We start from the raw sequence: 25,967 nt of genomic DNA, 5'->3' as shown, positions 1-25,967 counted from the left end.
TATACGGTAAGAAAAACTTAAATGGTTACATCTTCTTTTTTAGCAAACATAATATCAATTACTTGTTTAATATGTGCATCCCTTAAAGAATAAAAAGCTAACTTTCCTTCTTTGCGATAATTGGCAATTCCTATATTTCGCAGCAGTCTTAAGTGATGAGAAGCAGTAGCAACCGTAGAGCCTACAATGTTGGCTACGTCACATACACATAATTCCTCACCTTTATAAAGGGCCAATACGATTTTCAGCCGCGTTTCATCTCCCAACGCTTTGAACATCGTAGAAATATCCTGAACAGCTTCAACATCGATAGAAGGCTTAATACGATTCACTTTTTCTTCGTTAAAACAATAAATATCACAGCGGTCTTTTGGCATAGTTTCCTCCTTCATTCAAACATTCAAATGATTGTTTGTTTATAATATATGCCAATTTTAAAAAATGTTCAAACATTTATTGATTATTCGGAATTTTATTTTTGAATTAAACATACTTATAGGAGAAATAAATATGGAAAGTATGCCTATTATTGTATGTGTTCTGCATTAAATCGTGCGGGCGGAAGGAGAATGCTAGGAATGCGCTCCAAAAATAAAAAGCCACCTTTATAGGTAGCCTCTTTATGACTTTTAAAAATGAGAGAAATAACCGAATACAGTGCAAACCATGTTCATTTGGTTATCGTTTTAATCGATTAAATAATAAATCTGCTGAATTATTTAATACCTTGTCTGACTCTTTTAATCGTTTGTCCGAGTTTTCTAAATAGGATTGAGCAGATAATACAACATCTAATGGATCCTTGACATTTTTCTTTTCGGTGCATACTAAATGCCCTACATTATTTTTCCAATGAATCGTGCATTTAAAATTCATAAATGTATCATTGCTCGTTCTCAAACGCAAATGCCTGATGACGGGGTTAGATGAAGAGTGCTGTGACAGCATCCACATTGCTTGTTTCCGGTCGTCTTTATGAATAATGCTCCACAGACTGGAGACTGAAGAAAAATAAGAATGTGCTTGACTAGAAAAATGAAGAATTTCACCTTCTTGATTTAATTGAAAGTAAGGAACGGGGATCCATTTAAGTATGTTACTTTCCATCATGCACCTCTCCCAACTTAAGTAATCTCTTTTACCATATCACAATTACCTAATATTTGTATGATTTTTATCATTTTCCCTACTCTTTTCTCCGTTTTAAGCTGCAAAAGCTACAGAATTGTTCAGTTTAAAACACTTGAAAAAAGAACATATGTTCGATAAACTGAAAATTAAAGGAGCGAATTCTATGCGACAGCTACTTCAAGAAAGCTACTCTTCAAAACGACCTGTTGAAATTATTTATATGGACGATAAAGGATGTTTGACACAGCGATTTATTATTGTGTATAAAATTTATCCTCAGAGCGTAAAAGCTTGGTGCTTACTAAGGAACGAGAAACGAACATTTAAAATAGAGAATATCCTTTCATGCGGATTCAGCAATAAAAGGAAAAGCAGTTTTAGGCAGAAAGCTCATTCAATTTAAGAGGGGCTTTTTCATATCATTTCCTCTTATGGCGTGTGGGTTATTTTCATACACTATATCCACCAGAGAGGGGAATGAACATGATATTAAACCAAGGAAAGAAAACTAAACATATCGCTAAAGGGAGCACCGAAAAAGAAGATATGACAATGCAGGAGGAGAAAAAACAGCATGAAGCACAAAGTACCTCTTTGTCTCATAATAATTGTCGCGCAAACCTTGATGGAGATTAATCTAAAAAAGGAAAGCTTTCGTCTCCGAAGCTTTCCTTTTTTGTGTATATCGCATTTTTAAGTTAACTCGTATTTTTCTGAGCCAATCACAATATAATCTCTCGGTTGGTATACAAATTTTACCAATTTCTCACAAACTTCGTACGAGTAATTTTCTAAAACATTGTTTTTTTGATTAATATATTGCATAAAAGCGCTTTGAAAATAACCGTTCTCCACAGAAAGTTCACCGGTTTTGCACAGCTTTTCATGTGCTTCTTCCAGCCATTTTGCAATTTGGCTGTCGTTGTTAGTAAATCTAAGGATGTGTGCATAGTGATCGGATACATCTGTCATATCCTCTTTATCCTGGTCAAAATAAAAAACCTTTTCTTTTTTTGACTGCAGCCTTTGTTTATGCAAAGTGATATTTTTTAACAGTTCTTTTTCAACGTCTTCTTCGGGACTTATATAGATAGGGCAGGTGCCTGCTACCTCACCTTGATCTGTAAACAATACAACATAGTACAAATCAAACATCATATCTCTCCCTTCACATGTTCATACTATCCTATCTCGCATCCTTCATTTTTAGAATCATTTTTCTGAGGTTCTTGCAACATTGGTTCTAATGTATTACTCATAAGCGAACCTCAGTTTTAACGGGAAAGGAGAATAAAAATTCTGCGTTTCTTCATTATAATAAGAAAAAACGATCTGTTTACTAGTATTTAAATCTTTCGAAAAGTCAAAATAAATAATGATTGATTTCGTCACTTTATTGTGGTTTCATAATAAAGTGTAAAAAGACCATTTTTCTTGCAGAGAGAAATGAGATAGAGTACTTCTGTGTTGATTCTTTCTTTTAAATATAGTATACATACAGGGGTATAGAAATTAGTTGGGAGGAAAACATGGCGATACTATATATGAGCATAGGTATTTTACTTTTATTAATTTGTTACAGTTTTTATAAACGCTATGTGCCGGTGCAAGGAATAAAGAAAGTGACGACCGTCGACTGTGCTTCTACAACGATTTCGTATGTAGATGTTCGTCATTTTCATGAAATGAAACAAAACCCCTGTCAAAAAGCAATCCATATTCCGCTTCCTTATTTAGAGAGACAGCATGAGGAAATTCCATATAAAGAAGTGGTCGTAATTGTTCCTGACAGCATTTCCCGAAATTTAAGCATTCGGCAGCTAAAAAAACATGGATATCAGGTCAAAGGATACATGTGTGCGGAAAGATGTGTATAATAAAAACACGACAAATAAGCGTTAAACGACTTTGATATAGAAGGCTATGATAGATAAGCTAAGCGATACTCATTTCAAAATGGGTATCTTTTTTTGCTTTAAGGATTAAGAAGGGAAGCAGGGATCGGTTTCTTTTGGTTCAACAGCTACTGAGTCTTTTAGCGTATTTTTATGACAAAAGGTTTGAAAAATCCCTTTTGTGGTAAAAAACAACGTAGTTCTCCTAGTGCATAGACAGAGGTTTAATAGGAAGTTATAATTTAGGCAATTACATAAAAGGGGAGTAAGCTAAGGAAGGTGAATAGATGTGCGAAAGATAAAGCGGTTGCTATTTCTGTTCATTTGTATAGCGGTTGTAATTGTTGCATATGAGATGATTCGATATCCGATTGAAAACAATGCTGCAAGTGTGCAGCAGCATTTGCGAAATTGGGAGCATAAAGAAAGTATTGATGGTTCTGCAAGGATTACGCTGCAAGATTTTAAACGGGTTGATCATTCTAATACATACATAGCCTTATTCTCCATACCTGGTGATAAAGAAGGAATGGCCGTATTGAAGCAAGGATGGAACAAACGCCTGCGTATTGAAGTCAGTACCAAAATGAGCAATTTAGTGGATTATGATGATATCCATACAAATAAAGGGACGTATGCGCTGTTTACAGGGACAAATAGAAGTAAACAAATTGAGCGAGTAAAGGCGGCTTTGGTGCACGATACATATACAATTGATGCCGCGGTTCCAAAAAGTGATTATTTTGTGCTGTATGAAAAAATACCGAGTCATATTAAACATCCGTTTCCAGCAACGACAACGCTGCTAGATAAAGCAGGGGATGATATCACGGTTAAAGAATTTATGGATCAAGAGCTGCGTGAATAATACGCAGCTCTTTTTCTATTGTAAAACGCTTTCTTGAAAAATTCACGTTTTGTTCATATTTTCGAAAGAAAGAATTTTAAGCAAAAAAATCAAATATTTGCTACAAAATAAAGGGGAATTAACGGGCAAAATAAGTTTCATACAGGACGTCACATTTTCTTTGAAAATTTGTCACAAAATATTCAATTATGTCGATGTGTATTGATATATCAATGTTGAAGCAAACATGCAAAGCTAATTTTGCAGTTATTCCTAAAGAAATAGTTAAGAAATGGGAGCTGAATCCTTTTATTTACATTTATTCATACCAAATTATGTGATAGAATATCGCAAGGTTGAAGCACTCTAACCCCATTGGTACAGTCACTATATTAGAATATTTTTAATATAAAAAAATAAAGCAAAAGGGACGAAAAAAATGTCATTTTGTATTACAATAGTAGTGGCCTACAAATAAGGGGGAAGAGAGTCTGTATAAAAATGTCGTTATCTAGCGAAAGATAGCGCATTTTGAATGTTCATCAATATAGGCTTCGCATCATGTGTTGTTAGAAAGGAGAGTTTTAAGTGAAACCAAAAAAAGGATTTTGGAAGCTAGTAGGTTTACTATCTGCGCTTTCACTAGTATTTTTGAGCGGTTGTTCAAAACTTGCTGTATTGAACCCGCAAGGTCCTGTTGCAAAAACGCAATCTGATTTAATCATTTGGTCTATGTGGATGATGTTGATCGTGGTTGTTGTCGTATTTGCTATTTTTATATTTGTTCTTGTCAAATATCGTGAAAAACCTGAAAACATGGACTATGAGCCACCTGAGCAAGAAGGTAACTTAAAGATGGAGGTTATTTGGACAGCATTCCCAATCATCATCTTAATTCTATTAGCAGTGCCAACTGTTAAAGCGATCTACTCTGCAGAAGAAGTACCGGCAGAATCAAAGGATAAAGATCCAATCGTGATTCACGTTACATCTGCAAACTGGAAATGGATTTTCAGCTATCCGGAACAAAATATCGAGACGGTTAACTACGTAAACATTCCAGCAGATACGCCAGTGAAATTTGAGTTAACGGCTCAAGGACCTATGAACTCATTCTGGGTACCAGAACTTGGCGGACAAAAATATTCGATGAACAACATGTCAATGCCATTATACTTAGAAGCTGATAAGCCTGGTTCTTATATGGGACGTAGTGCTAACTTCTCAGGTGAACATTTCACTCAAATGCAGTTCGAAGTTCAAGCTCAAACGGACAAAGACTTCAAAGAGTGGGTTAGTGATGTAAAAGGCACAGCTGGTAAATTGACTGAAAAGAAATATGATCAAATCCTAAGCCCAGGCGTTGTTGGTCGTCAAACTTACAACGGTACACATTTAAAATGGATTGACCATGCAAAAGATGTATACATTCCTGGCAAAGAGCTAGAACGTGGTACAGGACATGATCACAGCAAGATGAAAGAAGACGAAAAAACGAGTAATGAAGAAATGGAAAACATGGATCACTCAAATCATGAATAACATTCATTTATTACACTAAATAACGTAATGATTGGGGGAAGACATAATGAAGCTAGATGAATTTTTCGTCACTGGCGAACCTATGATTTACGCTGCTGACGCAGCAATCGCTATGACGGTCATCGGTATCGTTTTTGTCTTAACATATTTCAAGAAATGGAAATGGTTATGGACAGAATGGTTAACAACAGTTGACCATAAAAGACTCGGTGTCATGTACATCCTTTCAGCTGTATTAATGCTTTTCCGCGGCGGAATCGATGGAATCATGATGCGTATGCAGCTTGCATTCCCGGGTATGAACATTTTAGATGAACATCACTACAACGGAGTCTTCACGGCTCACGGTGTTATCATGATCTTATTCATGGCAATGCCATTTATTATCGGACTAATGAACGTAATCGTTCCATTACAAATTGGTGCGCGTGACGTAGCATATCCGTTCTTAAACGCAATTAGTTTCTGGACATTCTTTATGGGAGCAATGCTATTTAACCTTTCTTTCGTAATTGGAGGAGCTCCTGATGCAGGTTGGACAAGTTACTTCCCGCTTGCAGGTAAAGAATTCAGTGAGGGTATCGGAAATAACTTCTATGCCGTTTCACTACAGATTGCTGGTGCCGGTACATTAATGACTGGTATCAACTTCTTTGTAACAATTTTAAAAATGCGTGCCCCTGGCATGACAATGATGAAAATGCCAATGTTTACTTGGTCAATCTTCATCACATCAATTATTATCATTTTCGCGTTCCCTGTATTAACAGTAGCGCTTGCACTTATGACACTTGACCGTGTATTCGGAACAGCCTTCTTTACAATGGCTAACGGCGGTCTTCCAATGATGTGGGCTAACTTATTCTGGATTTGGGGTCACCCTGAAGTATATATCGTTATTTTACCGGTATTCGGTGTCTTCTCAGAAGTTATCAGTACACATTCTCGTAAGAACTTATTCGGTTATAAAGCAATGGTAGTATCAATGGTCGGTATCGCGTTCTTAAGTTACCTTGTATGGGTGCATCACTTCTTTACAATGGGTAACTCACCGTCAGTTAACTCGTTCTTCTCAATCACAACGATGTTAATTGCCGTACCAACCGGAGTTAAAATCTTTAACTGGCTCTTTACAATGTATAAAGGCCGTATCAAATTTACGACTGCGATGCTTTGGTCATTAGCGTTTATTCCAAACTTCGTAATCGGTGGGGTAACAGGGGTTATGCTTGCGATGGCATCAGCCGATTATCAATATCATAACAGTTACTTCCTAATCGCTCACTTCCACTATGTATTAATCTCTGGTACAGTGTTTGGCTGTTTCGCAGGTTTATACTTCTGGTATCCGAAAATTTTCGGTCATACGCTGAACGAAAAATTAGGAAAAATTTCATTCTGGATTTTTGTTGTTGGATTTAACGTATGTTTCTTCCCACAATTCTTCCTAGGTTTAGACGGTATGACTCGTCGTATGCAAACTTATGCAGACAACCTTGGCTGGAATGGACTAAACTTAGTTTCAACAATCGGTGCATTCTTAATGGGTCTTGGCTTCTTCGTATTAGTAGTTAACTTATTATACAGTGCATGGAAAAACAAACGCGACACTGCAAACGATCCTTGGGATGGTCGTACACTTGAGTGGTGGACTAAATCACCAGTTCAAGCTTACAACTTTGCAGTAATTCCTCATGTGAAAGAAATGGATGCATTCTGGCACATGAAAAAACGTAATGAAACAGAAATTAAAGCAGAAGACTTAAAACCAATTCACTTACCAAGCAACTCTGGTGTACCGTTTATCTCAGGTATTTTCTGGTTTATCGGTGGATTTGGCTTAGTATTTGAATGGATTCCAATGGCAATCGTTGGATTAGCAGGTATTTTTGCTTGTATGCTTGCTCGTTCATTTGATTATGATCCGGGCTTCTATGTAAAAGTAGATGAAATTAAGAAGGTTGAAGGAATTACAGGGGGTGACAAATAATGGCAGGACATTTAGATAAATCATTGCCGTTAGAATACCAAGAAGAACAAAGTCGCCTGAATATCCTTGGATTCTGGATTTTCTTAGGTGCCGAGATCGCGTTGTTCTCTACGCTGTTCGTAACGTACTTAACGTACCATACGCGCACAGCGGGTGGCCCTACTGCAGAAGAACTGTTCGTTGTTAAAGATTTTATGATCGAAACGCTGTTACTACTATTCAGTAGTTTCACGATGGGAATTGCCATCTTTAAAATGCGTAATAATGATTTAAAAGGACTTTTAGTTTGGTTTGTTATTACACTTGTTCTTGGTGGAGGATTCCTTTTCTACGAAATTCGTGAGTTTTACATGTACGCAGTTCACGAAGGTGCAACAATGCAAACAAGTGCCTTCTTATCAGGGTTCTTTACACTACTTGGAACGCACGGTCTTCACGTAACAGTCGGTGTATTCTGGGCAATCAGTATTATTATTCAATTAGTAAGACGAGGATTAACACCAGTTACTGCTCGTAAAGTATTTATTATCGGTTTATACTGGCATTTCCTTGATGTTGTATGGATCTTCATCTTCACGCTTGTATACTTGAACGGATTGGTGGGATAAGACATGGAAAATAAACAAGGCCAAAAAGCAGGTTTTCCGCTTAGTCATGTATTTGGGCTTATCCTTTCACTAGCCTTAACATTCGCAGCGCTTGGTTTAGTAGTGCTAGCTGATCTATCAAGAAGCATTACGATGACTCTTATCATGATCCTAGCGTTATTACAAGCAGCAATGCAGCTAGTAATGTTCATGCACATGACTGAAAGTGAAAATGGTAAAGTACAGGTTGCAAATATTCTTTACAGTTTCTTTATTGCACTTTGTATCGTTGTTGGTACACTGTGGATTCTTGCAGCTCACTTTAACCATTAAAAATAAAACCACTTACTTCGGTAAGTGGTTTATTTTTTTTCATTCAGTTTATATTTCAACGTTTGATATTCTCCCGTGGGAACTTTTTTTACTACTTTTCCTTTATCATCGCTATAAACATTTACTTGTTCGTATACTTCAATTCGGTATCCGCCTCTTTTTTCTGTTTTAACATGAACTTCTTTGACTGACATATTTAATTGTTCCGCCTCGTCTTCATCTGCAGAGGTTTCAACAGCTCCTCCATCAAGTGAAAGGTGAGATAAGCTGTCAAACGACTGCTGGGAATTGTTATCAACGTAGCTTGTTACGACTAAAATGCCGGCAAAAAACAATACTAAAAAAAGCGTCCGGACTTTTATCTTCATCTTAAAACACCCCCGTAAACTGACAAATCAGCACGACTGCACCTAATATCCAAACGTAAATCGCAAAGGTTTTTAACGAATGATGCTTTAAATAATTGATCATCCATTTTACCGCTACATAACCAAATAAAGCAGATGAAAGGGTAGCGACGAATAAAAAGAAAACGGAAAGCTGCTCCACTTCACCTGTGACTACATCTTTTAACTGAAGTAACACTGCTCCGCAAATGGCCGGAGTCGACAATAAAAATGAAAAATAAGCGGCTGTTTCACGGTCTAATTTTCGCATTAACGCAGCTACCATGGTTAAGCCTGACCTGGATACAGCAGGGAATATCGCAGCTGCTTGAAACGAGCCGATAAAAAAGGCATCTCCATATGAAATATGATCCATTTTTTTATAGCCATTTTTTACGGAATCACCAAACCATAACAGCAGTCCCGTCGCAAGAAATTCCCAGCCGATTGTTAAGCCAGATTTAGAAATGCTGTCAAAGTAGTCTTTGAACAAAAGACCAATTGCAACTGCAGGGATCGTTCCTATCACTAAAAGCCCTGTAAGCTTGCTAAACGGATGACGAATAATATGCCATAGCTCACGCTTATAAAAGACAAATACAGCAAGCAGAGTGCCCATATGCAGCATCGTATCTAAATACAATCCTGCATCGTCTAAGCCAAATAAATGACGCCCTAAATACAAATGCCCCGTGCTGCTTATCGGTAAAAACTCTGTAAGCCCTTGGATGATTCCCAAAATAAATGCTTCAAACCACGACATCTTATCACCTCATACAGCGTGTCCTTATTAGTAGTGTATAGAGGAAGTTCTGAGAACATGACAAAAACATGGCAGTGCAGGGATTCATTTGATGAAATAAATATATATAAATAGGTCATAGTATAAGAAGAGACGACCATTCTTATCTCCATCTCATCCACTACGGAAAGAGGTGCTTAAAATGATACGAAAATGGGTTGCTGTATGCGTCGTATTTGCTGCTTTTATTTTTCCGCAGGCAGTAAGCGCCGAACAGCCAAAAGTAGAAGTATTTCAAATTGAAACGGGCAAAGTTGTTCGGTCAACGCCCAAACCTCTAAGTGTTCAAAAAGAAGCTGAAAAAAGTATTGCGTCCATTACTGGTTTATATAAAAAGGCAAGTCCGCTTCCTAAAAAAGGCTATCTTGTTAAAATACCTCTTGATCCAGCCGTAAAAATTGAAAATAGTGCGGTCAACACGCTGGCAAGTGAAGTTATTTTTGTTCTTGAGCCAAATCAAAAGCCAATCATGATGGTATTTGACAATGAAAATAGAACCTATTTTTTTGAATTTACTCATGATTTAACTCTTCTCAGAAAAGCATTACAGCTATAAGTCATCGAAATGATGGCTTTTTTTTACATAGACAGTTGACAGTTTATTATGATAAATGTAATATATTTAGAAAAGTCAGAAATAATTAAGGGGGAGAATTATGTGATAGCTCTACGACCGTTCTCCAAAAAAGACTTTAAACAGCTAATGGAGTGGATTCCCTCTGAGTCATTTATGGTGCAATGGAGTGGCTCTAGCTTCTCTTTTCCGCTTACTCCTAGACAGTTAAAACACTACATTCGATATGCAAATGAAGATGGTGCTTCTACCTATGCTTTTTCCGTCATAGATGAAAATGAACAGCTTATTGGGCATATCTCTCTGGCTCATATTGATTATTATCACAAAACAGGAAGAATTGGCCGAGTGCTGCTTGGTGAAAAGTATAGAGGAAAAGGGCTTTGCTCGCACATGTTTGAAAAAGTGTTAGCTTTCGGTTTTGAAGAACTGGGTCTTCACCGAATTTCGCTCGGCGTCTTTGATTTTAACGAGCGGGCGATTCAGTCTTATGAACGAATTGGCTTTACACGTGAAGGTCTTCTTCGAGATGTCCGGCTTGTAGATGGACAGTACTGGAGCTTAATTGAAATGAGTATGTTAGAAAGTGAATGGGTACAGCGTGATGTGCATCAAAAATCAAGCTAACATCTACTAGCGAAAAGCCAGCTTCCCAACAAGCCGGCTTTTTTGACGTGTGCTTAAATTTCTTCAAGAAGGTATAAATTTTCATTCATTAAGGCATATAGAGAGTAAGTGATGTGTAAAGGAGGCCGTATGAATGAAAAAATACAAAGCAGGCATCTTAGCGGCATGTATTTTGCTTTTAGGAACCGCTGGGTTTGGAATTGTCTATCAGCATCAAACATCTGCTAAAGAGCAGCCTCATTCGTTTAATGTACTCGTTATGGGCGTAGATGAAAGGCCAGGCGATACGGGCCGCTCAGATGTATTAATGGTGGTCAATTTAGATAAAAGCCATAATAAAGCAAAGGTTATGCCGATCCCTAGAGATACGCGCGTGCACATTGATGAAAAAGGGATGGATGAGAAAATTAACCATGCTTATCGATACGGAGGCATTCCTTTAACCGTGCGCACGGTTGAGAATTTTTTAGATATTGACATTGATTATTATGTGAAAGTAAATATGGAGGGGTTCAAAGATGTAGTCGATGAACTTGGCGGCGTGAACGTGAATAACCCGTTTCCTTTTGTGTTTGATTCATTTATCTTTCCTGAAGGAGAAAATGCGTTGAACGGTGAAAAAGCTCTTGCCTATGTACGGATGAGACATGAAGACCCAAAAGGTGATTTAGGAAGAAACAATCGCCAGCGTCAAGTGGTGGAAGCTCTATTAGATAAAGGAATGAACATGTCAACGGTGAAAAATATTCCAATTCTTCTCACACTCGCAAAAAAGCATATTCAAACGAATATTGATGTCAGCGATGCATTTACGATGTATAACGTCATTAAGAATGGACGGCCTGATTTCGAAACGGTAACGGTAAAAGGAGAAGGAAAAATAGTAGATGGTACATGGTATTATGTTGTAAAATCATCTGAAAAAAAGCAGCTGAGCGCCATGTTTCAACAAACCCATTAATAAAAAAGAGGGCTGAAAAAATTCAGCCCTCTTTTTATTCACCAATTTCTTCTTGACGCTGCAAGCAGGAAATTTGTTTTTTCTCCGGATGGACACCAAATGTATAGCCCCACGTTTGCAATTTATCTAGAATGATTTCGTCTTTTTTAAAGCCAAAGATCATCACTACATCTTGGTTTTCATCTAAAAGCAAATACTTTTCATCTTTGCGCCACATCGTTAAGTTTGACGCATAGAAAAGATTCCAGCCGTTATTCATGCGATGGCCGGTTGCTTGGTTTTTATAGTTGACAATCATATTTCTTCCTCCATTAGTGAATCTTTCTAAAAGTAAAACTTCAAAGAATATTATAAACGTTCTCTTCCTAGAAATCTATTATTTATCATGTTGAGGAGAACTCTCCGTGATGTTTATAAAATACATGTGATAAAAGATTTAGTATATAAGGATATATCTGTATAAAACAAAAGTCAATAAGTAAGAAAAGGGAGAAAAAGGGGGTCTAAAAGCGTATATAATTGAAAAAAATATAAGTTATCTAGCTTTAAAGACTTAAAAACACGCTTTTCAGACCATGGACATGCTTTTTCGAATTTCTACCTACAAGAAAGAAGGCAGAGGTGCGAAATGTGTAGGTGAATCTAAATGAGTTTACGGTAAACATAGAGCCCCAAAACGTGGTACACGCTAGAAAAGGGGGAAATTCAACGATGTCAAAAAAAGCGCTATGGATTAAAAATGCTTCGCAAGTCGTAACGGCCAAAGAACATAAAGGTCCTTTAGCTGGAAAAGAAATGAGAAACTTGACGGTGATTGAAAATGGCTCAGTCTGGATAGAAGGAGATCAAATTGTGACCGTAGGTACAACAAAAGAGCTAGAACAAAAATATGAAAGGGACAGGAATAACGCAACGATTATTGATGCTTCTCACAAAATTGTAACTCCGGGTCTGATTGATCCCCATACACACGCCGTGTACGCTGGCTCGCGTGAAGAAGAATTTTATAGGCGGTTTGAAAGACCAACTTCTTACTTGGATTTATTAGAAGAAGGTGGAGGTATTCACTGCACTGTCGTTCAAACACAGGAAGAATATGCGTACCGGATTTATCAGCAGAGCTATGAGCGTCTTACGTCTTTTCTAGCTCACGGAGTCACAACTATAGAAGTGAAAAGCGGATATGGCTTAGAACTAGAAACAGAACTAAAGCAGCTGCAAATCGCTAAAATGCTGAATGATACACACCCAGTTGATGTCATAAGCACCTTTTTAGGAGCACACGTCGTACCTTTGGCATATAAAAGAGATACGCAGAAATACGTCAATTTACTTATTCACGAAATGATTCCTCAAATTTCTTCTTATAAGCTCGCAGCATTTAATGATGCTGTATGTCTTCCAAATGCTTTTTCATTCAAACAATGCCAAGAAATACTCGAAGCCGGGAAAAACTATGGCATGCTTCCTAAAATACATGCCGATCCCTTTGAATACTGTAGAGGAGCGGAGCTCGCAGCAGAGGTAGGAGCGATATCAGCAGATTATCTTTTGTATGCTTCTGATGAAGGATTAAAGAAACTGGCTGAAAAACGGATCGTAGCTACACTTTTACCCGGAAATTCCTTATTTGTTGGAATGAAGTGGCCAGATGCTAGAAAAATGATCGATTTAGGAGTTCCGGTTGCTCTTTCTACAGACTGCAATCCAGGTTCATCTCCAACGACCTCACAGCAATTTGTGATGAACCTGGCATGTATGAATATGAACATGAGTCCTGAAGAAGTGCTTGTAGCCACAACTATTAACGCAGCTCATGCTATTAATCAAGGAGATAAGATTGGGAGTATTGAAGCCGGAAAACAGGCTGACTTAGCGATTTTTAATGTCTCTAGTTATCGAACGCTTCAGTATCAGTATGGCTTAAATCATATTGATAGCGTAGTGAAAAAAGGAGAAGTAGTTGTAGAAAACGGTAAAGTTTTGTAAAACAAGTTTATAGAAAAAGAGGAAAGGGTAAAGAATAGAGAATTTGTCACACATGCAAAGGCAGGGAATCTAGATATGATTACAAAACAAAATGTTATTCCATTACTAAAAGAAGCTTGCCCATCTTTTGAGCCAAGCGAAGAAATCGACTTCAACGATAAAGAAGAGCTGCAGCATGAATTAAGCCGAGTAGCGGGTCATTTGATCTCTCTTGAATATAACGGCCAGCTCGAACGTGAGCCGGACGTGTTTGAAGCGATTGAACAGCTGTATATAGAAGGTGAATCTGATGTGAAAGAAGCTGTTACAACGGGACTCTTTCAAGCGATGCATGAAATGATTATAGATCAGCAAATTAGTCCAGAAGAAATTGGAATGTTATTAAAACCCCACTCACTGAAGTGGTGGAAAACGATTGACCACTTTAGTGAAAACAGTGCGGAACAGTAAGGAAAAAGAACGTCATGGAAACATGATGTCCGTGACGTTCTTTTCTTTTACTGTTCTTTTTTTAGCTGGCGCTCTAAAATGAAAGGACCAAACGGAATAACCGACATAAGAAATGCAAATAAAGAGCGGCCGATTGACCATTTATGCGCGAATTTTACATGAACGACCGCAAGAGCATACAGCACAAAAAGTGCACCGTGTGCTGCGCCTACAACTGATACAGCTTCGGGTATGCCTGCTGCATATTTTAGCGGCATAGCAATGCCCAGCAGCAGTAAAAATGAAATTCCTTCTAAAATCCCTACTAAGCGCAGGCGACCGATTGGTGATGTAAGAACCATGTTTTCTCCTCCCGTAACGACGGAATAAATTTCTGTATCGATGACAAAAATGTACCATAGCAAGCTCTTCATATACAAGCATCATTTGTATCTGTCACAAAAAAGTCGAAAACGCTTTAATTTGCTCTATAGAAGTATTTTGTTTAAAAAACTGACATACTCTTGTGATGCAATGGATAAAAGAGCACACTACTTGTTGACAAGTTATTTTAATTATTTTATATGTATAGTATCGAAAACGTATGAGAGGATTTTTTACCATGACAAACCGAAAACAGCAGCGGGAGAAAATTTTAGATGCTGCTTTTGAAGTGTTCGGATCCAAAGGTTACTATGAAGCAAAAATGATTGATATTGCTAAACTAGCGGGTGTATCTAAAGGAACGCTTTACTTGTACTTTTCGTCTAAAGAGTCGCTTTATATCGCTGTGAACAATCGTTCGTTTGATGAGTTTTTGTATCATGCAAAGCGAAGAACGGATGAATGCCAAACGTTTCACGAAAAGCTGTATTCAGTTGCGAAGCATCACCTGCTCTTTTTTTACGAAACTAAAAAATATCCGGACTCTTTTTGGCAAGCCCCTCACCAAATGCCAGAAATGATGGGTCGTCTTCATCAATTTTTTGAGGATTATCACGGCCTTGTTGCTAAATTGATTGAAGAGCAAAAAATAAAAAACGCTTTTTTACACTCAAAAGCGTTTTGCAGCATGTTAAATGGGTATAGGATGGATATCGTTTCCGATGATGATATAACAGAAGAAGATATCATGAACTATGCGGAGTTCATTGTGAACTTATACATTGAAGGCTGCTGTTTTGAGACCCAAAAATGACTCGTCGGTACTGGTTGATAATGGAGGGATATGATGAATAACAGCAGCACAGTAATTAATTTTTCATATTTTCAAGAACAAACCGTTACTAAGGTGAACACAGACAATACCCTGCCGTTTTCTCTTGGATTTAGTAAGGGCGGACTTGTTGCAGAATGTCCATGGAGACTAAAAAACAAACGCAGCATCTTGCTTGGTCAAGCAGACTGGAAATCGCTGCATTCTGCCGAGCAGCGTCAGCAAGTCGAAGCGCTGCTGCTTGGCCAGCGCATTATCTCTATACAGTGGTATGAAGATATCGGTATACTTCGAATTGCGTTTTCTAATGGGTATGCACTAGATATGTTTCACGACAGTTCGTTTTTTGAAGGTTGGGATTTATATGGTCAAGACGGCTTTTCCTTTATCTCGCTTCCAGGGGGAGCGTGCGATCATCAAATTTCAGTTTGTATAGACAGTTCATCAGCACATGAAAGGAGGTGAGTTTTTTTGTTAAAAACTGACCCGTGGGTACTCTAAAATTGTTAAATAAAAATAAAGCGGGTCTGCAGCTATTAAAGGATAAAGGCTTCTCAAATAACTTAGTTACGTAACGGAGGAAAAAGATGAATTTTTTGACGAGATTTAGTTTGAAAAATGCGGTAGCTGTGTTTATCGTTTCATTTTTACTTATTTTAGCGGGGCTATATTCATTTTCAAAACTAAAAATTGATTTACTGCCGAATATCGAATTTCCGCAGCTGTCCATTGAAGCAACGTATCCTGGGGCTTCTCCTGATGACGTAAATGAAAGTGTCACGTCAAAAATCGAAGATCAAGTGAAAGGAATTGAAGGCGTTAAAAGCGTACAAAGCGTATCGTATGAAAACGTCGGTATTATTAATTTAGAATTCCCGTTTAATACGGATTTAGATAAAGTTGAACAGCAAATTAACTCGTCGATAAAAGAATTAGATTTACCAGAGTCATCAAATGTAGACGTAAATCGTTTTTCATTTGGTTCCTTCCCGATTTTCAACATTTCACTGTTTGCAAAAGATGATGCAAATCTTGAAAAAGTATTAAACGATGAAGTGATTCCTGAATTGAATAAAATTCAAGGCATTAACTCCGTCTCAGTTGGGGGTGTGAAAAAGGACCTTTTACAAATTACGATCGATAAAGAAAAAGCAGCTCAAGCTGGCTTAACGCTCGATGGGATGAAAGAACAAATTAATCAAAAAGCTGTTTCATTCCCAGCAGGAACATTAAACGGAAAAGAGCTTCAAATTCCAGTGCGAGTAGAAGAAAAAGTTGCCACGATCGATGCATTAAAGAAAATCCAGCTGAAATCCAAGATGAATCCTGAAGCAAAGCCTGTGAAACTTGGTGATATTGCCAAAGTCGAAGCCGTAACAGAACAGGGAGAATATACGCGCTACGACGGCAAAGACGCGCTGTCGATGGCCATCACAAAAAAGCAAGATGCTAATACGGTTGAAGTGGCCAACGAAACGATGCAAATTTTGAAAAAATATGACGATCATTTAGACTACGCAATTGGCTTTGACTCAGCTGAAGGCATTGAAAAGTCTGTTGAAACATTAGTACGCGAAGGATTGCTCGGGGCATTATTTGCGTCACTCGCCGTGCTGATTTTCTTGCGTAACTTCCGTGCTACGATCATTGCGATTATATCGATTCCATTATCGCTGTTAGTATCAGCTATTTTCTTAAACCAGCTTGATATTTCCCTTAACATTATGACACTAGGTGGAATGGCTGTAGCCGTTGGGCGCGTAGTGGATGACAGTATTGTTGTTATTGAAAACATTTTCAGACGCGTTCGTCGTTCAGAAGAAGGCATGAGCAATGAACTTGTGGAATCGTCCACAAAAGAGATTTTAAAAGCGATTACTTCGTCTACGATTACAACGGTTGTCGTATTCTTGCCAATTGGCTTTGTAGGAGGAATTACAGGAGAGTTCTTCTTGCCGTTTGCCTTAACAGTTGTTTTTTCACTGTTAGCATCTCTTCTTGTAGCGATTACAATCGTGCCGATTCTCGCAAAGTTTGCATTTAAAAAAGTACCGCCTGAAGAAAAAGAAGGAAAGCTGCAGCGCGCGTATGCAAAAGCGATTGCATGGTCACTTAATCATAAAATCAAAATTTTAATTTTATCCTTTGTTTTACTGTTTGGCTCATTTGCGCTTGTTCCTTCACTTGGCTTTACCTTTATTCCAAATGAAGAACAAAAAATGCTTCAAGCCAACGTTCAATTACCGGCATCTACATCCCTTGAAAAAACAAACGGTGTATCCTTGAAAATTGAAAAGATGTTTGCAAACCAAAACGAAATTTCAGACGTGACCACGGAAGTTGGATCACGCGACTTTTCAACAGGTGTAAAACGCCCGAACCAAGTTGGCTATTTCTTGAATGTAAAAGAAGGCGTGAATGTCGATACGTTTATTGATAAAGTTCAAAAGAAAATGGAAAGCATCACGAAAGAGGAATCACCAAAAGCAACGGTGAATGTACAAGAAGCCTCAACAGGAGGGCCGCCTACAAATAATAACGTGACGGTTGATTTATATTCTTCTAATTTAGATGACTTGCAAAAGGCAGCTAAGCAAGTGGAAAACCACTTAAACAAAGACAAACGTCTTAAATATGTAACAAATAACTTCTCAGATAAGCAAAAGCAGCTTGTAGTAGAAGTAGATCCTGATAAAGCCGCAGAGTACGGGGTATCTGGATTTCAGCTGCTTGGTACGATCTCTGATCAAACCAAACCGGTATCCGTCGGAGACTTAAAATTAGATAATACAAAACGAGCGGTTCAGCTTTCGTACGATAAAGACCTTGCCTCAGTAAAAGAAATTAAAGACCTGCAAGTGTTTACAGAGAGAGGGCCTGTGTTAGTAAAAGATATCGCTGACGTTCGTACAATTGATACGTTCACTTCTATTCAGAAGCTCGACGGCAAAGTATTTGCGCGAGTAGAAGCAGACATCAAAGGCGATGATGTTCAAGCTGTGACCAAAGATGTTATAGACGGAGTGAAAAAGCTAGACTTGCCGAAAGATGTGAGCTTGGATGGAGGAGGCGGAAGCGACGAGACAGTAGAAGTCTTCCAATCTCTAGGTCTAGCCATTTTAACAGCAATCGGCCTTGTGTATTTAACAATGCTCGTTACGTTTGGAAAAGCGCGTATTCCATTTATCATTTTATCGTCACTCATTTTTGTGCCAATCGGTTCGTTAGTTGGCCTTGTCATTGCAAAAGAACCGCTGTCTGTCAGCGTCATGATTGGATTCTTAATGCTGATTGGAATTGTTACAACAAACGCGATTGTGCTTGTAGATCGAATTACCCAAAATCGTGAACAAAAAGGCATGACGATCCGTGAAGCCCTTATTGAAGCTGGGAAAACGCGCTTGCGTCCAATTTTAATGACAGCGTTTGCTACCATTGCTGCATTAATCCCGCTGGCGCTTACTACGTCAAGCGGAACGCTGATTTCAAAAGGCTTAGCGATCACGGTAATTGGAGGGCTTACGTCATCTACTCTTCTTACCTTAATTATTATTCCAGTTGTATACGAACTCTTCTTCGCAAGACAAGTAAAAAGAGAAAAACAGCTGGAAAAAGAAACGACATAAGAACTATTTTCTAATAGAGGAAAATATGACCATAGACTATATGTTATAATAAAAGTACGTTTTAACCCCTTATATTATAGAAAAAGAAGCGGCGCTTTCGAGCGCCGCTTCTTTTTATGTAAAATCATTATTTACAAAAAATGATTAAATGTCTTGTATGGAGGGAAAGAGTGTTAACAGGAAGCTTTACTATATCATCGTAGAGTTATCTAAAAAACATACAAAGTACAGGAGTGTCGTTTTCGTGAGTTCAACAAAGAAAGTTGTATTTATCAGTTCCATTATTTTAAATGTCCTTTTCATAGGTGTTTTTGCCTTTTATGCAACAAGCAGCAGCGCGATGAAAAATCCGCTGTCATCTAAGAATTCATCTAAGCAAAGCTATAGAGATAATCCTTATTACATTGAACGGACAACCTTGTTCAAGCAATTAAGTATTCCTAAAAAGTCAATCGTATTTCTCGGTGATAGCATTACCCAGCGCTCTGAATGGAGCGAACTTTTTCATAATAAGCAAATTGTCAATCGAGGTGTAGCCGATGATACAACCGAAGGGGTATTGCATCGCCTAAAAAGTATTACAGATGCTAAGCCAAAAAAGATTTTCTTAATGATTGGCATTAACGATTTAAACGAGCAAAAATCTAGTAAAAAAAACCAAAGCCAATTACGCTGAAATTCTTGAACGTATTCATAAAGAATCACCGAATACAAAAGTCTATATTCAAAGTGTACTGCCCGTGAACAATAAAAAATGCGGCGACGCAGTGGACAATAAAGATGTGATTGCATTAAATAACTATTTAGAGCGTCTAGCTAAGAAACACAATGATTCTTACATTGACCTGTATTCGAAAGTATCTACACATAATCAGTTAAAAAGTAATTTCACGGTGGATGGTCTTCATTTAAAAGGCCAAGGCTATGCTATTTGGAGACAAGAAGTTCAGTCATACGTTAATAAATAAAAAGAGGTTAATGAATCTAACCTAAAGACAAACAAATGAGATACAAGAGCTGAACCCCTTGTGACACTGCAGTTGATTTCCGTACAAGGCTTCGCTTTCCGAGGGTGGCCGCTAGAAGGAACAAAACAGATGAAACTATATTCACCACAACAAAAAAACGAACCACTGATTAAACATGCTGATCAGCGGTTCGTTTTTCATTTGGGCTAAAATATTTTTATTTCAGCTTTTTTTAGATAAGCTCTGGTAAATGTTTTTTAGCATCGTATTCTACAAGAGAATCTCCGCTTTTGATGCGCTGTAAATAATCAGGATTTGAAATTAGCGGGCGGCCAATAGCAGCTACGTCGATCCAGCCGGCTTGAAGCGCTTTTTCAGCTGATTCAGGCGTTAAATCACCCACGCCGATAATCGGTCCATCCCAGTACTTACGCGTAATTTCATAAAGGTTTTGGCCGTTTTGGACATCTTCGTAAAAATCAAGCATAGATGGGTGAATGATCTCAATTCCTGTTTCTTTAAATGCTTCTGTATACGTCTGAATGGCTTTTTCCGTATCATCCCAGCGATAGTCTGGTTTATCAAGCTTATGAGGAGAGAAGCGAATCACAACGCGCTCTTTTCCAATCGCCTCAATAACAGAAGAAATCACTTCTTTCATGAACGTTAATCGCTGTGCAAGGTCGCCTCCATATTCATCAGTGCGTTTATTAGACCAGTCCGAATTAAACTGATCGATTAAATATCCGTGAGCACCGTGAATTTCAACGCCGTCAAAGCCTGCTTCAATGGCATTTTTAGCTGCTTGAGCGTACTGTCCTACAACTTCTTTAATATCTTCTTTTGACATTTCTTCAGGCTCTTCGTATGGCTTGCGGAAACGAGGCACTTGACCTTGCGCTGCAATAGCGGAAGGGGCCTGAGGCTTATGCCCATTGATTAACCCGGAATGACTCAAGCGGCCAACGTGCCAAATTTGAGCGATAATCGTGCCGCCTTCTTCATGAACGGCTTCTGTTACAGGCTTCCATGAATCAATTTGTTCCTGTGTATAGATACCCGGAACGCCAGGATTTCCTTTTGCGCGTTCGCTGATAACAATTCCTTCACTAATAATTAAGCCAATACCATCCTTTGCGCGGCGACGGTAGTAGTCTACAACGTCTTGACCGACTACGCCCGTCTCTGGATCAGCAAAGCATCTTGTCATCGGTGCCATTGCTGTACGAGTGTGTAAATTAAATGCTTCAATGTTTGTTGGTTGGAATAATTTTTCAAATTTACTCATTTTATATTCAGCTCCTTAAGAGGAAAGTATAGCTGCGAACGTTTGTGCAGCAGGTTCAGTTTATTGTAACAGGGGATTTGTTTTATCTTCAAACATTTCGACTTCCGAAAAATGCCCACAAAAAAAGCCGGCTGTCTTTACAGCCAACTTTTACACCATTAATGCTGTTTAGTAGGAAGTTTTTTCTCAGGATGTCCAGTAGCTTGCCCCTGCTTATTTTTACGCTGCTTTTCTTGATTATCGTTCAGCTTTTGTACAAATTCATTTGTGTTTTCCATAGTATCTAAACCTCCTTTATGAGCTTTCCCTGTTACTATAACCCATTCCATGCAAAAACATGACGCCAATCTGCTAAAAGCAGCTCCATATATATATCGGTATATAGAAATCAACAGGAAAATCGTGTATACTGTTGTAAAAATAATGTTAATGTTTCGTGAGTTTATAATTTCTTATTCATTCATGAACAAGAAAAGGTGTTACGCAATGAGTGATTTTTTTAGCGGGAAAGAAATGTCGTTTATTTTAATTTTGACATTCAGCGTGTACATATTTGTATGGAATGTGCCCCTTCAGGCGACAAATGCCATGATGATCTACTTTATCCTGCTGTTTTTGTATACAGTCAGTAAGCTGCTTTTTTCTCCTCAGTTCCGACAATTTCCGCTTGTTAAGGTGCTATTGGCCATTTTATTCGTTCTCATGCTGGCTGAAATAATTGTTGCTTACAGCACTCATAGCATAAAGATTACAGATTTACATCATATTTTTGATTATTTTAGTCATATGGATTTGTATTCATAAGTGTTTTTGAATAGCTTGGTTAACATGCTTTCGCAAACTATAAATCTCTTGCTTTTGAACATACAAGACGATGAAAAAGCAGGGCATATCGTATGTAGAGCTTAAGAAACGCCTCTATTCTTCAGCTTTTTCTCTTTCCGCTTAGTAAGATAAGTATAAAAGATAAAAAAGGAGAGGCGCATGGGGGATGTAGTTTCCAAAAAAACAAGGCAAAATATTCAGCGAGACATTGAACAAGGAAACTTAGGAAAAGTGAGAGACCGCCTGCACGGTTTGCTCGTTACGTATCCAAATGAGATGACTTTGCGAAAAGAACTCGGAGATATTTATTATCGTCTTCAAGATCTTCAAATGGCAGGGCGCTACTGGTATTTAGAAAAAGAAAAAACAGTGGAAATGACTCGCGCTTGTCTGCTCTTTGAAAAGGAGTGCGGTGATAATCCAGCTATAATTGCAAGAGCATTAAAATTCAAAGGAGATAAAGAGCAAATTCACGATTTACGTATTCAAGAAATGCTCTCACAAACTCAGCGTACGGTCATAGAAAAATTGTTTGAACCGCCGGAGGAAGAAACGATAGGGGATAAGCTTATTGTAGCTGGATGTGCGTTGATTTTTCTTACAGTCGTCAGTTTTCTAATCATTGGCGTATATACCGTTTGTACATGGGTTTTTTAATGAGGAAAAGGTGCACATATGTGCACCTTTTCTTTAGGAATGTTGCTTCACTACGTAATTGACAATTTGTTCGGCTGCTGCAGCCGGGCCAGATGCCTCTTGAAAACTTGCGTTAATTTCTTTAATCCCTTTTTTATAAGAATCTTCACTGACAACTTCGTCAACGGCCCTTCTTAAAAGAGAGGCATTTACCGTTTCTTTTGCTAAGCGATAACCAGCGTTTAGTTCCACGAGTCTTTGAGCAACGACCGGCTGATCTTTGCCATGAGGTAAAACGACTAACGGTACGTTAAAATGAATAGCTTCGTTTACGCTGTTCATGCCCCCGTGCGTGATAAAAACGTCCGCTTCTTTTAACACGTCAAGCTGAGGAACATAGGGCAAAATAATAAAATGCTCTGGTGCTTTTTTAATTCTTTTAAAATCGGCCCGGTCTCCTGCTGCAATCACAACTTTTCCATCAAAATCGCTAAATGCGTCGATGCAAAGGTTGAAAAAGCCTTCTACGTCATGAAGTACCGTTCCCATTGAAATATAAAGAACTTTCTCGTCTTTCAATTTTTCCAACGGAAAATCATGAGAGCTGTGACGCTTTGGAAAGCTTGGCCCAATAAATAAACAGGAGTCATCAAAATGTTCATGAAGCGGCTGAAAAAAGCGGCTTGTATATACGACCGTTAATCCACCTTCATTGTTCATGAATTGAAGCAGGTTTTTAGGTTCTACGCCAAACTGATTTTTTAGCAAGCTGAGCCCGTACTGAGCTTTTTCGTCAGGTTTAAATGGAACGCCTGAATCCGGATGCAGAGGCATCATTGCTAAGCGTTCTTTCGGCATTAAAAAAGAAGCAGATGATACAATGCCAGGGATTCGTAAATAATCACGCACTAATTCGCCTGCTCCAAACTTGTCGTAAAACACAAAGTCAAAGTCAATTTTTTTTGATAATGTATGAACAAGCTTCAGCGTATCTAAAGAGGTTTGGATGTGGATGTTTAAAAAAGCGTTGATTCCTTGAGGAGTTTCAGGCTTGATGGATACACCGCTTAATAAGTCTGGTTGAGTGTGTACGATAGCCCCGGCGTTTTGAAGACGCTCTTGAAAACGCTCGGCCGTAATATAATGAACCGTATCACCTCGGTCTGAAAAAGCTTTTACCATTCCAAGCGTTGGGTTTACGTGACCTTCAGCGGGAAAGTTGGTCATTAAAATGTTTGCCATTTTTTCACTTCACTTTCAGTAAGATTTCTTCAAGCGTAATCAAATATAAGGAAGTTGACAACTAATTTGGTTAGCGCATTTATCTTTTGAAGTCCTGCCTTTGTGTATAAAATGTGAAAAAATATAACTTTTTTCCTAAAAAATAACATAATTACACGGAGTTTATGGTAGAATTTTGAGAGCACTAGAGAGAAAGAATCATTTTTGGAGGTTGCTATTTTGAGTACGTTATCAACAAATTCAGAACCAGTTTTAAAGTCTAAAAAGAAAAAAGAGTTTACTTACTTCACGCTGCTTCTATTTATCGTGTTGGGCTTTGGACTGCAAATCATAGCCGGAATTAGCGTAGCTATTTACGATGAAGTTACGGGTTCAAATATGACAGGGATTTTATTAGAAGGACCATATGCTCTGCTGGTAGACGCGGCGTTTTTTCTAGGGGTTGCGGTGCTGTACAGACCGGTGCGCAGATTTTTAAAACCTATGTGGAACGTCACGGTATTAAAAGAAAGAAAAACGTATGTATATATTTTGGTAGGCTTTTTAATTGTAGCTGCGGTGCAGTACGTGATGCTCTCATTTTTAAGTTTAGAAAGCGCAGATCAGCAGCAAAAAGATTTAAATCAAGGCAGTTTTGATCAAACGCTGCTTTCGAGCTGGATATTTTTTATAAGTGTAGCAGTCATTACGCCTATTAAAGAAGAGCTGCTTTACCGGGGTGTTTTATGTGGTTTTTTAACTAAACGTCATCACGTGCTTGTAGGCATTTTCGTTTCCGCTCTTGTATTCGGCCTTTTACATATCGGTTTCCCAATTACAGCTACTGTAATGGGACTTGTTTTTGCCATTATTTATTATCGAACAAAATCTATTTTCCCATCTATGATTTTACATATGCTGTGGAATGGATTAGTGAGTATAACTGTATTCTTTTAAAAGCCGCTTAAGCGGCTTTTTTATTTGGATAAAGACGCCGAATGCTTTACGCGAATTTTCCCAACAATTAATAATCCAAGAGGGTAAAATAGTCCAAATAACAGACTGTACGGAATCCACGTATCTCTGTCCCACGTTTGTTCATATGGAATGCTTGGATACACGATAAGTGAAAATGTAACGGCAATCACGCCCAGCGGAAGAGTTAAAATTCGGTAGTTTTTTAATTCAAGAATTTGAGCGAGTCCGGAAACGGTCGCATAATAGTAGAGAGACGTTTTGAAATAAAGAGATAAAAACCACATAATGGCCATGATTACTTCAATGTTTTTCAGAAAATCGGCCACTTCGATACGCCTTGCAAGCTCATAGCTTGGATATAAAGCGATACGTGTATACGTATTTCCAAGTACAAGAATGCCAAGTAATAAAATAATAATCATAATGCCTCCACCGATTAAGCTTCCTGTAAAAAAAGCGCGATTTCGCTGATCAGGTTCCGCTACGTGAGCAGGGAAAACGGTCAGCAATACAATAAAAGTGAGAGAAGTAATACTTGTAAAGACCAGAATGGATCTGATAATAGGTTTAACGCCTACCTCTAACAACGGCTGTAAATTCTCATAATGAATTTGAGGAAAGATCGAAAAAACTAAGATTAAAAACGGAATAACAAACCAAGGGAAAAGAATTTCAGCACAGCGGGCAATCGTTTCAATGCCAAGCCGAACGCCGACAATCACAATTCCCATAAACAAAATATGAACAGCAAGCATAGGCGTTTGAATAATAATGCGAGTTGTTAGAAACGAGCCCACGTAAAACAAAACTTGACTGCAAAAAAGAAGAGTAGAAGCGACAAATAAAAGAGAGACAAACTTTCCTAGCCACTTGCCTAAAATGGCTTCGTTGAGTTCTATAAGGGTTTTATTCGGGTAAAGGCTAGAGAGTTTGATATACATCCATACAAGAAAAACGCCTACACCTACACCTAAAATAGCTGGAATCCATGCCTCTTGTTTAGAATCAGCCGTTAAGCTTCCAGGTACGACTAAAATAGTGTCGCCTAAACTATAAAAAATCACGAGTATTCGAAACTGTGCTGCGGATAATTTCATCTGACTATGCACGTTGTTC

At 38.2% G+C, this 25,967-nt stretch carries 30 protein-coding genes and 1 pseudogene; 20 read left to right on the top strand and 11 right to left on the bottom strand.

Annotated elements, in window-relative coordinates; translation table 11 throughout:
• Positions 1-17: 17 nt before the first annotated feature.
• Both N178_RS15850 and N178_RS15845 read right to left on the bottom strand, forming a co-directional pair.
• On the bottom strand, positions 18-377 hold the full coding sequence (locus tag N178_RS15850; protein ID WP_028414427.1) for an ArsR/SmtB family transcription factor: 360 nt from the start codon (positions 375-377) through the stop codon (positions 18-20).
• 301 nt (positions 378-678) lie between these two features.
• Positions 679-1,110, bottom strand: coding sequence for a PAS domain-containing protein (locus N178_RS15845; RefSeq protein WP_045293392.1), 432 nt, complete (start codon positions 1,108-1,110; stop codon positions 679-681).
• 504 nt (positions 1,111-1,614) lie between these two features.
• On the opposite strand from N178_RS15845, the gene N178_RS27085 reads away from it, so the two are divergent.
• Positions 1,615-1,767 carry a hypothetical protein gene (locus N178_RS27085; RefSeq protein ID WP_169746675.1) on the top strand — a complete coding sequence of 51 codons (153 nt, stop codon included), beginning with the start codon at positions 1,615-1,617 and terminating at the stop codon, positions 1,765-1,767.
• Between the two features lie 57 nt (positions 1,768-1,824).
• Here N178_RS27085 and N178_RS15835 read toward each other — a convergent pair whose 3' ends face one another.
• On the bottom strand, positions 1,825-2,289 hold the full coding sequence (locus tag N178_RS15835) for a hypothetical protein (RefSeq protein WP_237758491.1): 465 nt from the start codon (positions 2,287-2,289) through the stop codon (positions 1,825-1,827).
• 371 nt (positions 2,290-2,660) lie between these two features.
• On the opposite strand from N178_RS15835, the gene N178_RS15830 reads away from it, so the two are divergent.
• The 6 genes from N178_RS15830 to qoxD all read left to right on the top strand — a co-directional run bounded on the left by N178_RS15830 (position 2,661) and on the right by qoxD (position 8,325).
• Positions 2,661-3,008 (top strand): rhodanese-like domain-containing protein, encoded by a 348-nt coding sequence (locus N178_RS15830; protein WP_033580561.1) that lies wholly within the window; start codon positions 2,661-2,663, stop codon positions 3,006-3,008.
• A gap of 307 nt (positions 3,009-3,315) precedes the next feature.
• Positions 3,316-3,894: a hypothetical protein gene (locus N178_RS15825; RefSeq protein ID WP_013057828.1), complete on the top strand. Its 579-nt coding sequence runs from the start codon at positions 3,316-3,318 to the stop codon at positions 3,892-3,894.
• 567 nt (positions 3,895-4,461) lie between these two features.
• The gene (gene qoxA / locus N178_RS15820; protein WP_013057827.1) at positions 4,462-5,415 is read left to right on the top strand and encodes a cytochrome aa3 quinol oxidase subunit II; all 954 of its coding nucleotides are present in this window, start codon (positions 4,462-4,464) and stop codon (positions 5,413-5,415) included.
• A 46-nt stretch (positions 5,416-5,461) separates the two neighbouring features.
• On the top strand, positions 5,462-7,405 hold the full coding sequence (gene qoxB, locus N178_RS15815) for a cytochrome aa3 quinol oxidase subunit I (protein ID WP_013083896.1): 1,944 nt from the start codon (positions 5,462-5,464) through the stop codon (positions 7,403-7,405).
• Complete coding sequence (gene qoxC / locus N178_RS15810) at positions 7,405-8,013, top strand: cytochrome aa3 quinol oxidase subunit III (protein ID WP_013057825.1); 609 nt, start codon at positions 7,405-7,407, stop codon at positions 8,011-8,013. The genes qoxB and qoxC overlap by 1 nt, the downstream gene beginning before the upstream one ends.
• A 3-nt stretch (positions 8,014-8,016) precedes the next feature.
• On the top strand, positions 8,017-8,325 hold the full coding sequence (gene qoxD / locus N178_RS15805) for a cytochrome aa3 quinol oxidase subunit IV (protein WP_013057824.1): 309 nt from the start codon (positions 8,017-8,019) through the stop codon (positions 8,323-8,325).
• Between the two features lie 29 nt (positions 8,326-8,354).
• Here the strand turns inward: qoxD and N178_RS15800 are convergent, their stop codons facing one another.
• Both N178_RS15800 and N178_RS15795 read right to left on the bottom strand, forming a co-directional pair.
• A complete protein-coding gene (locus N178_RS15800) occupies positions 8,355-8,693 on the bottom strand; it encodes a hypothetical protein (RefSeq protein ID WP_045293387.1) in 339 nt (112 codons plus the stop codon).
• A gap of 1 nt (position 8,694) precedes the next feature.
• A complete protein-coding gene (locus N178_RS15795) occupies positions 8,695-9,474 on the bottom strand; it encodes an undecaprenyl-diphosphate phosphatase (RefSeq protein WP_045293385.1) in 780 nt (259 codons plus the stop codon).
• A gap of 181 nt (positions 9,475-9,655) precedes the next feature.
• Between N178_RS15795 and N178_RS15790 the strand changes: the two genes are divergently transcribed.
• From N178_RS15790 to N178_RS15780, 3 genes are all read left to right on the top strand, one after another.
• Positions 9,656-10,069: a hypothetical protein gene (locus N178_RS15790; RefSeq protein WP_045293383.1), complete on the top strand. Its 414-nt coding sequence runs from the start codon at positions 9,656-9,658 to the stop codon at positions 10,067-10,069.
• A 102-nt stretch (positions 10,070-10,171) separates the two neighbouring features.
• Positions 10,172-10,714 carry a GNAT family N-acetyltransferase gene (locus N178_RS15785; protein WP_045293381.1) on the top strand — a complete coding sequence of 181 codons (543 nt, stop codon included), beginning with the start codon at positions 10,172-10,174 and terminating at the stop codon, positions 10,712-10,714.
• A 133-nt stretch (positions 10,715-10,847) separates the two neighbouring features.
• A complete protein-coding gene (locus N178_RS15780; RefSeq protein ID WP_045293379.1) occupies positions 10,848-11,675 on the top strand; it encodes an LCP family protein in 828 nt (275 codons plus the stop codon).
• A gap of 34 nt (positions 11,676-11,709) precedes the next feature.
• On the opposite strand, the gene N178_RS15775 is transcribed toward N178_RS15780, so the two are convergent.
• Positions 11,710-11,973: a hypothetical protein gene (locus tag N178_RS15775; protein WP_013057818.1), complete on the bottom strand. Its 264-nt coding sequence runs from the start codon at positions 11,971-11,973 to the stop codon at positions 11,710-11,712.
• A gap of 413 nt (positions 11,974-12,386) precedes the next feature.
• Here N178_RS15775 and hutI point away from each other — a divergent pair, with 413 nt between their 5' ends.
• Together hutI and N178_RS15765 are read left to right on the top strand one after the other, a co-directional pair.
• Entirely contained in the window at positions 12,387-13,664 is a 1,278-nt protein-coding gene (gene hutI, locus N178_RS15770) for an imidazolonepropionase (RefSeq protein ID WP_045293377.1), read from the top strand.
• 75 nt (positions 13,665-13,739) lie between these two features.
• A complete protein-coding gene (locus N178_RS15765) occupies positions 13,740-14,114 on the top strand; it encodes a DUF7674 family protein (protein ID WP_045293375.1) in 375 nt (124 codons plus the stop codon).
• A gap of 47 nt (positions 14,115-14,161) precedes the next feature.
• Here N178_RS15765 and N178_RS15760 read toward each other — a convergent pair whose 3' ends face one another.
• Positions 14,162-14,455 (bottom strand): DUF3817 domain-containing protein, encoded by a 294-nt coding sequence (locus tag N178_RS15760; RefSeq protein WP_013083888.1) that lies wholly within the window; start codon positions 14,453-14,455, stop codon positions 14,162-14,164.
• A 260-nt stretch (positions 14,456-14,715) separates the two neighbouring features.
• On the opposite strand from N178_RS15760, the gene N178_RS15755 reads away from it, so the two are divergent.
• The 5 genes from N178_RS15755 (at position 14,716) to N178_RS27595 (ending at position 19,903) form a co-directional block, all read left to right on the top strand.
• Positions 14,716-15,291, top strand: a complete 576-nt coding sequence (locus N178_RS15755) for a TetR/AcrR family transcriptional regulator (RefSeq protein WP_045293373.1) — start codon at positions 14,716-14,718, stop codon at positions 15,289-15,291.
• A gap of 33 nt (positions 15,292-15,324) precedes the next feature.
• Positions 15,325-15,774, top strand: coding sequence for a DUF6188 family protein (locus N178_RS15750; RefSeq protein ID WP_045293371.1), 450 nt, complete (start codon positions 15,325-15,327; stop codon positions 15,772-15,774).
• 122 nt (positions 15,775-15,896) lie between these two features.
• Positions 15,897-18,935: an efflux RND transporter permease subunit gene (locus N178_RS15745; protein WP_045293369.1), complete on the top strand. Its 3,039-nt coding sequence runs from the start codon at positions 15,897-15,899 to the stop codon at positions 18,933-18,935.
• A gap of 244 nt (positions 18,936-19,179) precedes the next feature.
• Positions 19,180-19,611 carry an SGNH/GDSL hydrolase family protein gene (locus tag N178_RS27600; protein ID WP_237758490.1) on the top strand — a complete coding sequence of 144 codons (432 nt, stop codon included), beginning with the start codon at positions 19,180-19,182 and terminating at the stop codon, positions 19,609-19,611.
• A gap of 1 nt (position 19,612) precedes the next feature.
• Positions 19,613-19,903 (top strand): GDSL-type esterase/lipase family protein, encoded by a 291-nt coding sequence (locus tag N178_RS27595; protein WP_337588885.1) that lies wholly within the window; start codon positions 19,613-19,615, stop codon positions 19,901-19,903.
• A 232-nt stretch (positions 19,904-20,135) separates the two neighbouring features.
• Here the strand turns inward: N178_RS27595 and N178_RS15735 are convergent.
• Positions 20,136-21,176: pseudogene (locus tag N178_RS15735) on the bottom strand (alkene reductase); the annotation flags it as partial.
• A gap of 173 nt (positions 21,177-21,349) precedes the next feature.
• Positions 21,350-21,469: a DUF4023 domain-containing protein gene (locus tag N178_RS26060; RefSeq protein WP_080890201.1), complete on the bottom strand. Its 120-nt coding sequence runs from the start codon at positions 21,467-21,469 to the stop codon at positions 21,350-21,352.
• A gap of 208 nt (positions 21,470-21,677) precedes the next feature.
• Here N178_RS26060 and N178_RS15730 point away from each other — a divergent pair, with 208 nt between their 5' ends.
• Positions 21,678-21,995 carry a hypothetical protein gene (locus tag N178_RS15730; protein WP_028414413.1) on the top strand — a complete coding sequence of 106 codons (318 nt, stop codon included), beginning with the start codon at positions 21,678-21,680 and terminating at the stop codon, positions 21,993-21,995.
• A gap of 180 nt (positions 21,996-22,175) precedes the next feature.
• Positions 22,176-22,673, top strand: coding sequence for a DUF6584 family protein (locus tag N178_RS15725; RefSeq protein ID WP_045293365.1), 498 nt, complete (start codon positions 22,176-22,178; stop codon positions 22,671-22,673).
• Between the two features lie 33 nt (positions 22,674-22,706).
• Here N178_RS15725 and N178_RS15720 read toward each other — a convergent pair whose 3' ends face one another.
• Complete coding sequence (locus N178_RS15720) at positions 22,707-23,894, bottom strand: macrolide family glycosyltransferase (RefSeq protein WP_045293363.1); 1,188 nt, start codon at positions 23,892-23,894, stop codon at positions 22,707-22,709.
• A 219-nt stretch (positions 23,895-24,113) separates the two neighbouring features.
• On the opposite strand from N178_RS15720, the gene N178_RS15715 reads away from it, so the two are divergent.
• On the top strand, positions 24,114-24,830 hold the full coding sequence (locus N178_RS15715; protein ID WP_045293361.1) for a CPBP family intramembrane glutamic endopeptidase: 717 nt from the start codon (positions 24,114-24,116) through the stop codon (positions 24,828-24,830).
• A gap of 20 nt (positions 24,831-24,850) precedes the next feature.
• Here the strand turns inward: N178_RS15715 and N178_RS15710 are convergent, their stop codons facing one another.
• Positions 24,851-25,960: a GerAB/ArcD/ProY family transporter gene (locus N178_RS15710; protein WP_045293359.1), complete on the bottom strand. Its 1,110-nt coding sequence runs from the start codon at positions 25,958-25,960 to the stop codon at positions 24,851-24,853.
• Between the last annotated feature and the right edge of the window lie 7 nt (positions 25,961-25,967).

Source organism: Priestia aryabhattai B8W22 (assembly GCF_000956595.1).
Lineage (GTDB): Bacteria > Bacillota > Bacilli > Bacillales > Bacillaceae_H > Priestia > Priestia aryabhattai.
Note: the sequence above shows the minus strand (reverse complement) of the source record. Positions and strands in the feature narration are given on the sequence as shown.

Excerpts from the sequence above, each read along its gene's own strand:
- N178_RS15765 (WP_045293375.1), top strand. The coding sequence starts at position 13,740 with ATGATTACAAAACAAAATGTTATTCCATTACTAAAAGAAGCTTGCCCA.
- hutI (WP_045293377.1), top strand. The coding sequence starts at position 12,387 with ATGTCAAAAAAAGCGCTATGGATTAAAAATGCTTCGCAAGTCGTAACG.
- N178_RS15780 (WP_045293379.1), top strand. The coding sequence starts at position 10,848 with ATGAAAAAATACAAAGCAGGCATCTTAGCGGCATGTATTTTGCTTTTA.
- N178_RS15720 (WP_045293363.1), bottom strand. The coding sequence starts at position 23,894 with ATGGCAAACATTTTAATGACCAACTTTCCCGCTGAAGGTCACGTAAAC.
- N178_RS15775 (WP_013057818.1), bottom strand. The coding sequence starts at position 11,973 with ATGATTGTCAACTATAAAAACCAAGCAACCGGCCATCGCATGAATAAC.
- N178_RS15790 (WP_045293383.1), top strand. The coding sequence starts at position 9,656 with ATGATACGAAAATGGGTTGCTGTATGCGTCGTATTTGCTGCTTTTATT.
- N178_RS15845 (WP_045293392.1), bottom strand. The coding sequence starts at position 1,110 with ATGATGGAAAGTAACATACTTAAATGGATCCCCGTTCCTTACTTTCAA.
- N178_RS15750 (WP_045293371.1), top strand. The coding sequence starts at position 15,325 with ATGAATAACAGCAGCACAGTAATTAATTTTTCATATTTTCAAGAACAA.
- N178_RS15745 (WP_045293369.1), top strand. The coding sequence starts at position 15,897 with ATGAATTTTTTGACGAGATTTAGTTTGAAAAATGCGGTAGCTGTGTTT.
- qoxC (WP_013057825.1), top strand. The coding sequence starts at position 7,405 with ATGGCAGGACATTTAGATAAATCATTGCCGTTAGAATACCAAGAAGAA.
- qoxB (WP_013083896.1), top strand. The coding sequence starts at position 5,462 with ATGAAGCTAGATGAATTTTTCGTCACTGGCGAACCTATGATTTACGCT.
- N178_RS26060 (WP_080890201.1), bottom strand. The coding sequence starts at position 21,469 with ATGGAAAACACAAATGAATTTGTACAAAAGCTGAACGATAATCAAGAA.
- N178_RS15725 (WP_045293365.1), top strand. The coding sequence starts at position 22,176 with ATGGGGGATGTAGTTTCCAAAAAAACAAGGCAAAATATTCAGCGAGAC.
- qoxD (WP_013057824.1), top strand. The coding sequence starts at position 8,017 with ATGGAAAATAAACAAGGCCAAAAAGCAGGTTTTCCGCTTAGTCATGTA.
- N178_RS15800 (WP_045293387.1), bottom strand. The coding sequence starts at position 8,693 with ATGAAGATAAAAGTCCGGACGCTTTTTTTAGTATTGTTTTTTGCCGGC.
- N178_RS15850 (WP_028414427.1), bottom strand. The coding sequence starts at position 377 with ATGCCAAAAGACCGCTGTGATATTTATTGTTTTAACGAAGAAAAAGTG.
- N178_RS15730 (WP_028414413.1), top strand. The coding sequence starts at position 21,678 with ATGAGTGATTTTTTTAGCGGGAAAGAAATGTCGTTTATTTTAATTTTG.
- N178_RS15760 (WP_013083888.1), bottom strand. The coding sequence starts at position 14,455 with ATGGTTCTTACATCACCAATCGGTCGCCTGCGCTTAGTAGGGATTTTA.
- N178_RS27085 (WP_169746675.1), top strand. The coding sequence starts at position 1,615 with ATGATATTAAACCAAGGAAAGAAAACTAAACATATCGCTAAAGGGAGC.
- N178_RS15795 (WP_045293385.1), bottom strand. The coding sequence starts at position 9,474 with ATGTCGTGGTTTGAAGCATTTATTTTGGGAATCATCCAAGGGCTTACA.
- N178_RS15830 (WP_033580561.1), top strand. The coding sequence starts at position 2,661 with ATGGCGATACTATATATGAGCATAGGTATTTTACTTTTATTAATTTGT.
- N178_RS15755 (WP_045293373.1), top strand. The coding sequence starts at position 14,716 with ATGACAAACCGAAAACAGCAGCGGGAGAAAATTTTAGATGCTGCTTTT.
- N178_RS15835 (WP_237758491.1), bottom strand. The coding sequence starts at position 2,289 with ATGATGTTTGATTTGTACTATGTTGTATTGTTTACAGATCAAGGTGAG.